Source organism: Nonomuraea sp. NPDC049421, from assembly GCF_040677005.1.
GTDB lineage: Bacteria > Actinomycetota > Actinomycetes > Streptosporangiales > Streptosporangiaceae > Nonomuraea > Nonomuraea salmonea.
In genome coordinates, this window is sequence record NZ_JBFAQA010000005.1 from 49591 (window position 1) to 62040 (window position 12450).

Sequence of the window (12450 nt, forward strand, 5' to 3'; positions counted from 1 at the left end):
CCCACGTGAGACTGCAAGCCCTCGTCACCTCGCTGGCCTTAGCGGTCGGCCTGAGCATGATCGCGCCGGCACCGGCGTCGGCCGCTGAGCCGGATCCCGGTGCACCCGCCAACAAGATCACGTCGGATCTGAAGGGCCGTTTCCGCACGGAGCCGGTCTCCGACTTCTGGATCACGTTCGACACCAAGGCCGACCTCGCGCCGGCGATGAAGATCGCCGACTGGGCCGCTCGCGGTCAGTTCGTCTACGACGCACTGCAGGCCGCGGCCAAGGCCTCCGCGGCGTCCGTGTCCGCCGAACTCGACGCGGCGGGCGTGAAATACACGTCCTACCCGCTCGTCAACGCCGTGCTCGTCAAGGGCGGCACGCAGGAGCTCGCGCTCGACGTCGCCTCGGTCGGGCAGGTCGCCGAGATCCATGCGTCGCCGCAGGTCGCGCTGGTCGAGCCCGTGGACGGGAAGACGCCGGACGACCAGGCCACCCGCCCCGCCGCCCCCAAGGACGGCTCCAAGGACGCCTCCAAGGACGCCGACGCGGACGCCGCCGAGGACGGCACCGTCGCGTGGGGCCTGGACGCCATTCACGCTCCCGAGGCCTGGGCCATGGGGGCCACCGGTTCGGGCATCACCGTGTCCAACCTCGACTCGGGTGTCAAATTCGACCACCCCGCCCTGACGCGGCAGTACCGCGGTAAGAAGCCCGACGGCACCGTCGACCACAACTACAACTGGATGGCCACCCGGGGTACGTGCACCGCGGCACCGTGCGACGACGACGGACACGGCACGCACACCATGGGCACCATGGTCGGCGACGACGGCACCAACCACGTCGGCGTCGCCCCGGACGCGCAGTGGATCGCGACGAACGGCTGCTGCGACAGCACCGGCGTCGAGTCGTTGCTCAAGTCCGGCTGGTGGTTGCTCGCCCCGACCGACGTCAACGGGAACAACCCAGACCCGTCCAAGCGCCCCCACGTCATCAACAACTCGTGGGGCCAGACCGTCGAGCACAACTTCGACGACTTCTTCCGGGCCATCGACGAGGCCTGGAGCGCCGCGGGCATCTTCAGCGTCTGGTCGTCGGGCAACACCTCGCCGTACGCGGCGTGCGACACCGTCTCCTCGCCCGGCTCCGCCGAGAGCGCCTACTCGGTCGGCGCCTACGCGTCGGACGGCACGCTCGCGTTGTTCTCCCGCAAGGGCGAGGGTGAAGGTGGCCGGATCAAGCCCGAGATCTCCGCTCCGGGCGTCGCCGTCACGTCGTCCTACCCGAACGACGGTTACATCGCGATGTCCGGCACCTCGATGGCTGCTCCGCACGTCGCCGGCGCCGTCGCCGCCCTGTGGAGCTACGACCCGACCCTCATCGGCCAGGTCGAGGAGACCCGCCGCCTGCTGGCCGAGTCGGCCGTCGACGTCGACGACACCGAGTGCGGCGGCGCCGCCGGCTTCAACAACAAGTACGGCGAAGGCCGGCTCGACCTCGTCCGCCTGCTCAAGCTCGCACCCCGGGAGGGCGGCACCCTCACGGGTGTCGTCACCGCCGACGGCGCCCCGGTCTCCGGCGCCGACGTGACGATCAGCGGACCGTTCAGCCGGTCCGTCGGGACCGACAAGGACGGCCGGTTCACGGTCAGCCTCCCGGTCGGCGACTACCAGCTCAGCACCAAGCCCTTCGGGTACCTGACCGCGACCGCGAGCGCCACGATCGCCCTCGGCCAGGACACCTCGGTCGAGATCGCCCTCACCGCCGCCGCGCGCCACGACATCAGCGGCAGGGTCGTCGACGACAAGAAGCAGCCCGTCCCGAACGCCGACGTCTCCGTCAAGGACACGCCGCTGGACGCCGTGCGCACGGACGCCGACGGCGCGTTCACGATCGCCGGTGTGCCGGAGGGCCAGTACGGGCTCGCCGTCACGCCCAACGCCTGCTTCTCGCCGACGTCCGTCCCGCTGACCGTCGGCGCCGAGAACACACCGCTGGAGATCCCGGTCGGGCTCGTCGTCGACAAGGGCGGCTACAGCTGCTCTGTGTCCGAGGGTGAGTACCTGCGCGGCACCGACCCGGTCACGTACGGGAGCGGCGTGTGGGCGACGGTGAACCTGCCGTTCCCGATCGCGCTCTACAACGGCAGCCACGACAGCCTCGCCATCAGCCTGCGCGGCGTGATCTCCCCGGACAGCTCCACCGGACCCGGTTTCGGCGGTGCGGGCCTCTTCCCGTTCACCGTCTCGTCCCCCGTCCAGTTCGCCGACGGCGGGGGAGTCTTCACGGCGGCCACCAAGGTCGACGGCGAGGACGCGTTCGTCATCGAGTTCCGCGACGCCAAGATCTGGGCCTACCCGATCCGGTCCGAGTACACGGAGCCGGTCAGCTTCTCGGCCACGCTCACCCGCTCGGGCAAGGTGATCTTCGGGTACGGCGACGGCATCGGGACCGAGGACCCGGTGACCGGCGGCGCCCGCACCATCACCGGCATCCAGGGCTGGGCCGGTGTGGACGGCATCCGGTTCTCCGAGAACGTGCCGGTGCTCCACGACGGGATGATCGTCACCTACGATCTTCCTGACTGGGGCTACCTCGACGCGACCGTCGTCGACAAGAACGACGGGCTGCCGGTGTCCGGGGCCAAGGTCTCGTTCACCGACAAGAACGGCCTCGTCGAGAGCGTCACGACCAACGGCACGGGCGTCGTGCACCGCCAGCTGCCGGTCGGCGGCTACACGATGACCGTCGAGGCGCCGAACTACGTGACGGGGTCGTACGACTTCACCCTCGACAAGCTCTTCGCGAAGGCGACGATCGACGCGCGCCTCAGCACGGGCGTCGCCGGCCTGCAGGTGAGCGGCCTCGACGCCGTGATGGGGACCGACCAGAACGGTGTGGGCTCGCTCACGCTGACCAACACCGGTTCCGCCCCGCTCACGTACGACCTGGGCGAGGCCGCGCGCCACCCCGAGCTCGACGCCGCCGGCGCCATCACGCGCACCGGGAAGGGCACGGACAGCACGATCGACCTCAAGGCGTGGAAGGCCGGCGCGAGCGGCATGCAGCGGTCGAACGTCGACGGCAAGGCCGCGAAGGCGAGCGCCGCGGAGGCGAAGGCGGCCGACAAGGTCGGCACGACCTCCGGCGGCGACGTCATCACCCGCATCGAGATCCCGGGCACGATCGCGGAGAAGGAACCCTCCGGCATCGGGTACGACGGCGACGTGTGGGTGCACGACTACAACGCGCGGACCAACACCGCCTACACCGTGACGGGCAAGAAGACCGGCAAGGTCTTCGACGCCTCGTGGAATCCCCAGTACCGGGCCTTCGACATGGCGCTCGACACCAAGACCGGTGACATGTGCCAGATGGAGGACAGCCCGGCCAGCTACATCCACTGTTTCGACCGGGGGACAGGCAAGGAGACCCGGCAGATCAAGGGTGACTGGTCCACGCTGCAGCTGACCGGACTCGCCTACAACCCCGCCGAGGACGTGTTCTACGTCGGCGGCCGGTCGAACGGCCTGATCGGGACCGTCGCAGGGACGTCGCACGACAACGCGGGTGCGCTGCTGTCCTTCTGCACCCCGCCGCTGCGCGAGGTGATGGGCCTGGCCTACAACCAGGCCTCGGACACCATCTGGTACACCGACCTCACCTCGGACAGGCCCACCCGCCTGCTGCAGGTCGACCCCGACGACTGCTCGCTGGTCAACGCGTGGTGGTTCCCAGGCCAGAAGGTGGGCCAGGGTGGCGGCCTCGAGACCGACTCGACCGGGGCGCTGTGGGCGGCGGACCAGATCGCCGATGACGTCGTGCTGGTCGACGTCGAGGACGACCTGGTCACCGACCTGCCCTGGCTGTCGCTCTCCTCGACCGGCGGCACCCTCGCCCCGGGCGAGTCGACGACGGTCAAGGTTGCGATCTCCTCGAAGGACGCCGACCCGGGCACGCTCGGCGCGAACATCATCGTGCGCTCCGACTCGGGACGGCAGTCCAAGACCTACGTCCCGGTGACGCTCACGACCACGAAGTACCAGGTCGGCGTCAACGCCGGCGGCCCCTCGTTCACCGACGCCTCCGGCTACACCTGGTCCGGCGACCAGACGGCCCGTGGCAAGGACTGGGGCTACACCGGGAAGAGCAAGGCGACCTCCACGAGGGCCCCGATCGCGGGCACCGAGGACGACGCCCTGTTCCAGGCCCAGCGCACCACGCCGGGCAAGGACCTGGTCTACACGTTCCCCGACGCGCCGAAGGGCACCTACGCCGTCGACCTCGGGTTCGCCGAGATCGAGCGGGTGAAGCAGGGCAAGCGGGTGTTCGACGTCCTCATCGACGACGAGCTGACGCAGTACGCCTACGACCCCGTGAAAGCCGCCGGCCAGAACACCGCCGACTGGCACACCGCCGTCGTGCAGCACGACGGCGGTCCGCTGACCGTGGAGCTGAGGGGCAGCAAGGGTCTGCGGGCTCCGAGCGTCGCGGCGCTGCGCGTGACGCTCGATCCGCGCGGAGACAAGGAGGAGCCGGAGCCCCAGCCCGAGGAGCCGGAGCCGGGCCCCGTGCCCGTGTCCCCCGCCGGTCGCTCGTACGCGATGGAGGTGACCGACGGGCTCTACCGCCAGGGTACGGAGGACTCCGGGTGGCACGGCGATGACGCCTGCGGCGTGCTGTGGTTCGACTCCAGCTTCCTGTTCCCGTTCTACGACACGGCCTGGGACGGCGTGTGTGTGACGACGAACGGCGCGCTGGTCTTCGACCGGGCCAGTTCCCTGGCGAACAACACGGCGCTGCCGACGCCGTACGTGTTCGACGCGGTCTTTCCGTTCTGGGACGACCTGGTCGTCGACAACGAGGCGGGCATCTACTTCGGCACCACCGAGGTGGACGGCCTGGCCGCTGAGGTCATCGAGTGGCGCAACGTCACCTTCGACAGCGACAGGACGGCCCGGGTGAGCTTCTCGGCCACCCTGATCGCGGACGGCCGCATCCAGATCGGGTACGGCGGCGGCGTCGGCGGTGACAACCCCGTCACCCGCGGGTCGTCGGCGACGGTCGGCCTGGAGAGCCTGGCGCGCAACCCCGCGAGCCTGTACTCCTTCAACCAGCCCACCCTGACGGCCGGTCTGGGGCTGGAGTACACCCTCCCGGCCGCGGGCACGATCGAGGGCACGGTCACCGACGCGAACGACGGCAAGCCGATCGCGGGCGCGATCGTCACGCTCACCGGGCCGAACGGTGAGCGGGTCATCACCGCCGACGAGAAGGGCCGGTGGAAGGCCCAGGCCCTGGTCGGCGCGAACACCGTGCAGGTCTGGGCGCCGAACTACGTCACGGCGAGCCACCCGGTGACCATCGCCAAGAAGGACCAGGCCGAGGTGGTCGACACGGCGTTGGCCACGGGCGTCGCCACCGTCACGGGAGGTGACCTCGACTGGTTCCTCGGCCCGGACCAGAAGGCGACCGCCGACGTGGTCGTGACCAACACCGGCTCCGCTCCGCTCGAGGTGCGGCTCAGCGAGCAGAAACGCACCAGCGACGGCGGGCACGAGGCCGCCGACCTTCCGTGGCTGACCCTCACGGGCCCGGCCGCGGCCGGCACGGTCGAGCTCGCGGCCGGCGAGTCCACCACGGTCACGGCGACGGCCGACAACGCCGCGGTCGAGCCCGGCGTGCTCGTCGGGGACGTGCTCGTGGCGTCGAACACCGGCAAGGGCGAAGCCCAGCTCAGACCGGTCAGCCTGGCGACCTCGGCCTACTGGCAGGGCGTCGACGCGGGCGGGTCAGGGCACGTCGGTGCCGACGGCTTCGTCTGGGCGCCCGACCAGAAACTCGGCTCACGGCCGTGGGGCTACGTCGGCGGCAAGGCGCGTGCCACCAAGGCCGGCATCGGCGGCACGGAGGACGACGACCTGTTCCGCACCCAGCGGACCGGCGAGACGTTCACCTACGTGTTCAAGAACGCGCCCGCCGGGAAGTACCGGATCGGCCTCGACTTCGCGGAGATCGAGAAGGTCAAGGTCGGCAAGCGTGCCTTCGATGTCCTGGTCGACGGCGAAGTCGCGCTCCACGACCACGACGTGCAGAAGAAGGCGGGTGCGCTGACCGCGGACGTGAACACGGTCACCGTCGAGCACGGCGGTGGCGATCTGAAGGTCGAGTTCCTCCGCGAGAAGGGCGAGCGCGACCCGATCCTCAACGCCCTGAAGGTCCAGGAGGACCCGCGCCTGTGAGATAACCGACCCATCCGCCGGCAGCGGTCAGAGCCTCCTCGGAGAAAAACGCCGTGGAGGCTCTGACCACGCCTCCCGAGTTCGCGGCTCGCGACCTGCGCTCGCCGAGAACAGCGGCTGATCTCCTCTTCGGCCGTCGATGCACTTGGCGTAGACACGCAGCATCATGTCCACGCCATGCCCCGCTCTCTCGGCTGCTTCATCCGCGTGCGCGCCCGCGTTGAGCCAGAGCGAGGCGGCCGAGAGCCAGCGGTCGTACGGCCGGCCCGCCAGGGGAGAGGACGATCATTCGACCGCTAGTCGCGGAGCCGGGTCAGGGCGGTCGCTGAGTCGCGGATCACCAGCTCAGGCTCGGGGTCGGTGATGACGCCGCCGATGATCGGCCGCCCCGCGATCAAGTCGTAGAGCGACTCGACGCCGGCCCGGCCGAGTTCGTACATGGGCATCCGGACGGCGGTGACGGCCGGGCGGAGGTGGTGCATCAGGTCGACGTCGTGGATGCCGACCACGGACAGCTGGTCGGGGATGGTGATGCCGAGGTCGTGGGCGGCGGCCAGGACACCGACCGCGCTCATGATGTTGTTGACGACGATGGCAGTCGGCGCGGTCGCCGCCTGCATGGCCTGCCGGAGGCCGTCGGCGCCGGCCTGCTCGCCGAACCCGGTGGCCAGGTGCGGTGCCGGGGTCAGGCCGGCGGCGGACATCGCCTGCCGGTAGCCCAGGTAGCGCTGCTGGGAGAGGTATCCGGAACCCCCGACGAAGACGATGTGGCGGTGGCCGAGGTTGGCCAGGAACCGCGTCGCGATCTCGCCCGCGCGGAGGTCGTCCACGTCGATCCAGGGGTGGTCCACGTCATGTTCGAGGATGAGGATCGGCTTCGGGTGGGAGCGGAGTTCGGCCATCACGTCGTCGTCAAGCAGCCCTTCGCCGCGGATCAGGATGCCGTCGACCGTGCCGTGGCTGAGCAGCCGGGTCAGGAACCGGCTGCCGGAGCGCGTCGTCTCGGCGTCGCCCAGCAGGACCGTCGCGCCGTGCTCCGCCGCCGCCTCGTAGACCCCGCGCCGCAGCGGCCCGTAGACCGGGTTGTCGATCTTGTTGAGGATCATCGCGATCATGTCGGTCTGGTTGAGCCGTAGCGAGCGCGCCGTCTGGTTGGGCTGGTAGCCCAGCTGCTGCATCGCCTGGAGCACCCGGGCGCGGGTGGATTCCTTCATCCGGGTGTGGCTCGTGCCGTTGACCACCGCCGACACCACGGCGAGCGACACTCCGGCGGCCCGTGCGACGTCACGTTGCGTTGCCATGGTCAGAGCCTACTCGGTTATTGACGTAACGTCTCACCATCTCTATGTTGAAGCAACGTTACGTCATGAAGGAGTCTGTATGACATCGACACGTCGCACCGTCCTCCTGCGGTCCTCCTGGGCGACGGTGAACATCGGCGACGTGGCCCACTCCCCTGGCGTGGTGCGGGCGTTTCAGCGGTTCGCGCCCGAGGTCGAGGTCGTCCTCTGGCCGATACGGCTGGAGGAGCGCGAACGATCCATGCTGCGGCACGCGTTTCCCGACGTGCGCGTCGTCGACGGCGCTCTCGGTGCGGACGGGCCGAGCACCCCGGAACTGGCCGCCGCCATCGACGGCGCGGACGTCCTGATGCACGGATCGGGCGCGGACGCCTTCCAGGGCGCCGAGATCGACTGGTGGCGCGAGCACGTGGGCCGCCCGTACGGGTACTTCGGGATCACCGTGGATCCGCTGTGCCCGCCGACCACGGCGACGCTGCCCGAGCTGGCACAGATGGTCGATCAGCTCCCGCCGTCCTATCTCGAGGACGACGTCAAGGACCGTTTCGACGGCGCCGACTTCGTGTACTGCCGCGAGACGCTGACCCTGGCCACCCTGCGCGGCCAGAAGATCACCGGGCCCCACCTCGCCTTCGGGCCGGACGGCACGTTCGCGTTCGACCACACCGACGACGTCGCCGCCGCTCGCCTGCTGGAGGAGCTCGGCCTGCGGCCCGGCCGGTTCGCCTGCTTCGTCCCGCGGCTGCGCTACGCCCCGTACGCGAAGATCTACGGCACCGCACCGACCCGCGAGCAGATGCGGCGCGACGCGATCAACCGGGCCACCGCGACGCAGGACCTGGCGGTGCTGGCGGCGGCGATCGAGACCTGGGTACGCGTCAGCGGCCTGCCGGCCGTCGTGGTGCCCGAGATGAGCTATGCCGTCGAGCTCGCCCACGAGCAGCTTCCGGGCCTGCTCAGCCCGCAGACGCTCGGTCAGGTCAGGATCCTGGACCGCTACTGGCCGCTGGAGGAGGCGACCGGTGTCTACGCCGTCTCGTCGCTGGTGGTCAGCATGGAGTGTCATTCGCCGATCATGGCGGCACGACATGCGATCCCGACGATCTACCTTCGGCAGCCGACCGAGACCACGAAGTCCCAGATGTTCGCCGACCTCGGCGCCCCCGACCTGGTGATCGAGCTCGACCATCGTGCCTCGGCGACGGTCGTCGCGGCGGTCACCGACATCGCGACCGACCCGGCGCCCGCGGTCGCCCGGAGCAGGAGGGTCGCGGCCAACGCCGACGATCGGCTGCGGGCGGCGGTGGAAGCCTGCGTGGCGGGCCGGCCCCTGTCGGCGGGGATCGGCGATGCGTAGCCTGCGCGAGCGCTGGCGGCGCGACCGGGTCCTGCTGCTGCTGGCGCTGCCCGGGGTCACGGTGCTGCTGCTGTTCCACTATCTGCCGCTCGGCGGGAACGTCATCGCGTTCCAGGACTTCCAGCCGTTCCTCGGCATCTGGCACAGCCCGTACGTCGGGCTGGACAACTTCGAGCCGGTGCTCACCGGCGACCCGGTGTTCCTCAACGCGCTCGTCAACACGCTGATCATCACGCTGATCCAGGTGGTCTTCGTGTTCCCGCTGCCGATCTGCCTGGCGTTGATCCTCAACGCGACCATCAGCGAACGGCTCAAGCGCCTGGCCCAGTCGATCCTCTACATGCCGCACTTCCTGTCCTGGGTGATCGTGGTCGCCCTGTTCCAGCAGATGTTCGGCAACGGCGGGATGCTCAACGCCTGGCTGCGCTCGGCCGACCTGTCCACGTTCAGCATCGTCGGCGTACCCGAGCTGTTCAAGCTCATGATCACCTCACAGGTGATCTGGAAGGACACCGGCTGGTCCACGATCATCTTCCTCGCCGCGCTGTCCAGGGTGGATCCGGCGCAGATGGAGGCCGCGGTGGTGGACGGCGCCTCGGCGGTGCGCCGCCTGTGGCACGTGACCCTGCCCGCCATCCGCCCGGTGATAGTCCTGCTGCTGATCCTGCGGCTCGGAGACTCGCTGTCCGTCGGGTTCGAGCAGATCATCCTGCAGCAGGCACAGGTCGGCGCCGGCGCGAGCGAAGTGCTCGACACCTACGTCTACAACCACGGGATCGTCGGCGGCGACTGGGGCACCGCGGCCGCGGTGGGGCTGATCAAGGGCATCGTCGGTGTCGCGCTCGTGCTCGGCGCCAACCGGCTGGCGCACGCCCTGGGCGAGCAGGGGGTGTACGCCAAATGACGAGCCGACCTGCGCCGGCCGCGGTGTCCGTGGCGCGCCGCGCCGCACGCACAGAACCACGCCCTGGCCGCAGCGGCCGTCCTGTCTGGATGGGCGAGCCGAGCAAGCTGGGGGTCGGCGCCCGGGGACTCGTGCTCGGCCTGGGCTGCCTGGCGGTCCTGGTGCCGTTCTGGGCGGTGCTCATGACCAGCATCGCCTCCCCGGAGGAGGTCAACAGCGCGGGCGGCTTCGTGCTGTGGACGAACGAACCGACGCTGGACGCCTACCGGGCCGTCCTGTCCGGCGGGATCGTCACCCGTGCGCTGCTGGTGAGCGCCGGCGTCACCCTGGCCGGCACGGCGCTCAGTCTCGTCGCCACGATCGCCCTGGCGTACGCGCTGTCGCGGCCGGGTGCGTTGCTGCAGAAGCCGATCCTGCTGATGACGCTGTTCACCCTGCTGTTCAACCCGGGCATCATCCCGATGTACCTGACGGTCAAACAGCTCGGCCTGCTGGACGACTACCTGGCCCTGATCCTGCCGGTGCTGGTGAACGCCTTCAACGTCATCGTCATGCGCGCGTTCTTCCAGGGCATCCCAGGCGAGCTGCGGGAGAGCGCCTACATCGACGGCGCCGGGGAGCTGCGCATCCTGCTGCGGATCGTCCTGCCCCTGTCGAAGGCGGTCGTCTCCGTGATCGGGCTGTTCTACGCGGTGGCGTACTGGAACTCCTTCTTCTCCGCCATGTTGTACCTCCAGTCGTCGGAGAAGTGGCCGCTGCAGCTGGTGCTGCGCACCTACGTCGTCAACAACACCCCGATCGGGGCCGACCAGCTCAGCTCGAACCTGGAGAACCTGCCACCACAGGTCTCCGTCCAGATGGCGATCCTCGTCATCTCCGTCCTGCCCATCCTCTTCATCTACCCCTTCATCCAAAAGCACTTCGCCAAGGGACTCATGGTCGGCGCCGTCAAGGGCTGACCGGTCGTCCGCGCAGTGTGGCAAGGAGACGTCATGGCACCCATCTTCAGCCGCCGCCGCGTCCTGGCACTCGGCGCGGCAACGGGGCTGGCCCCGCTGCTCGGGGCCTGCGGCGACGGCGGCCCGAGCTCGCCGAACGGCTCGCACAGCCCGGCCGGGTCGCTCAAGCTGCCCACCTACAAGCCCGTCACCGTGGCCGCGCCCGACCTGGCCGCCGAGCCGGCCGGGGTGTCGCCGGGGTACTTCACCTACCCGGCCACCTCCAGCGCCGCGGCACAGCCGGTGCGGGGTGCGGCCGTCACGGCACTGACGTACACCTATGACCCGATCGCGCCCGCGCTCGGCTCGAACCCCTACTGGCAGAACCTCAACAGCGAGCTCGGCACCGAGCTGAAGATCACGTACGTCGCCTCGACCGACTACAAGAGCAAGGTCGCCACGACCATCGCCGGTGGCGACGTGCCCGACATCGTGGCCGTCCAGGGCGTCGTCCAGCAGATGCCGGCCATGCTGCAGGCGACGTTCACCGACCTCACCGAGCACCTGTCAGGGGACGCGGTCCTCGCCTACCCGAACCTCGCCGCCCTGCCCACCGACGCCTGGCGCGGCACCGTCTACGACCAGCGGATCTGGGGCGTCCCCGTGCCGCGGGCCCGGATCGGCACCGTGCTGTACACCCGGGCCGACCTGCTGGAGAAGGCGGGGCTCGGCCTCCAGCCCGACTCGTGGGCCGAGTTCCAGGAGATGGCGCGTGCGCTGACCGACGAGCGGGCCGGTCGGTGGGCGTTCGGGCAGATCCCGTTCAACACGATCCTCGAGATGAACGGGATCACCGGCAACTGGCCCGGCGGCGTCGGCGTCTGGCAGGCCCAAGGCGGCGTCTTCACCCACTCAGGGACGACACCGCAGTTCATCCAGGCCCTTGAGGACACCGTCGAGCTGGTGAAGTCGGGGGTGGTGCATCCCGACCACGCGGGCGCCCCCAACACGAAGCGCAACGCGTGGATGCTGGCCGGCACGACCTCGTTCACCGTCGGCGGATACGCCGGGTGGGGCAAGTTCTACGGCCAGGCGAAGGACGTGCCAGGATTCCGCCTGACCGGCATGCTCTCGCCCACCCGTGACGGCAAGGGGACGCGGGTACGCACGCCCGGCCCGACCCTTTCCAGCTTCACCGCCGTCGCCAGGACCGACGACGCCAACCGGATCAAGCAGATCCTCAAGGTCCTCGACTGGTTGTGCGCGCCCTTCGGCAGCAGCGAGTACCTGGCACTCCGGTACGGCGTCGAGGGCCGGACGTTCACCCGCGACGGCGCCGACCCGGCACTCACCGAGGCCGGTCGCAGCCAGCTGTTCCTGCCGGTGCGCTACCTCGCCGAGGCATCGCCGGTCATCTACGAGCCGGGCAACCGCCAGGCCGTGCAGGACCAGCACGACCACCAGGTCGCCGGCGTCCCGCTCGCCGTCGAGGACCCGACGCTCGGGCTGTACTCGGAGACCGCCGCCAGCAAGGCGGCCAGCGAGCAGCAGGAGCTGGACTCGGTGCTGCTGGAGATCCAGCTGGGCAACAAGCCCGTCTCGGCGTGGCAGCCGGCCATCAAGAAGTACATGGACCGGGTGGGCGACAAGATCAAGGCCGAGTACGAGGAGCAGGCGGGTGGCTGACGTGAACCCTCACGAAGATAGGGAGAAACCAGTG

Annotated in this window: 6 protein-coding genes; 5 read left to right on the forward strand and 1 reads right to left on the reverse strand. The window is 69.8% G+C overall.

All coding sequences use genetic code 11. The features are described 5' to 3' along the window. Positions 1–5 precede the first annotated feature (5 nt). Positions 6–6230: a carboxypeptidase regulatory-like domain-containing protein gene (locus AB0K18_RS10585; protein WP_364912870.1), complete on the forward strand. Its 6225-nt coding sequence runs from the start codon at positions 6–8 to the stop codon at positions 6228–6230. 296 nt (positions 6231–6526) lie between these two features. Here AB0K18_RS10585 and AB0K18_RS10590 read toward each other — a convergent pair whose 3' ends face one another. Further along, on the reverse strand, positions 6527–7531 hold the full coding sequence (locus AB0K18_RS10590; protein WP_364912873.1) for a LacI family DNA-binding transcriptional regulator: 1005 nt from the start codon (positions 7529–7531) through the stop codon (positions 6527–6529). Between the two features lie 79 nt (positions 7532–7610). On the opposite strand from AB0K18_RS10590, the gene AB0K18_RS10595 reads away from it, so the two are divergent. The 4 genes from AB0K18_RS10595 to AB0K18_RS10610 all read left to right on the forward strand — a co-directional run bounded on the left by AB0K18_RS10595 (position 7611) and on the right by AB0K18_RS10610 (position 12416). Then, positions 7611–8888: a polysaccharide pyruvyl transferase family protein gene (locus AB0K18_RS10595; RefSeq protein WP_364912875.1), complete on the forward strand. Its 1278-nt coding sequence runs from the start codon at positions 7611–7613 to the stop codon at positions 8886–8888. After that, positions 8881–9792: an ABC transporter permease subunit gene (locus AB0K18_RS10600; protein ID WP_364912877.1), complete on the forward strand. Its 912-nt coding sequence runs from the start codon at positions 8881–8883 to the stop codon at positions 9790–9792. The genes AB0K18_RS10595 and AB0K18_RS10600 overlap by 8 nt, the downstream gene beginning before the upstream one ends. Positions 9793–9881: 89 nt before the next feature. Further along, entirely contained in the window at positions 9882–10751 is an 870-nt protein-coding gene (locus tag AB0K18_RS10605) for a carbohydrate ABC transporter permease (protein ID WP_364912880.1), read from the forward strand. A 33-nt stretch (positions 10752–10784) separates the two neighbouring features. Continuing rightward, entirely contained in the window at positions 10785–12416 is a 1632-nt protein-coding gene (locus AB0K18_RS10610) for an extracellular solute-binding protein (protein WP_364912882.1), read from the forward strand. Positions 12417–12450 lie beyond the last annotated feature (34 nt).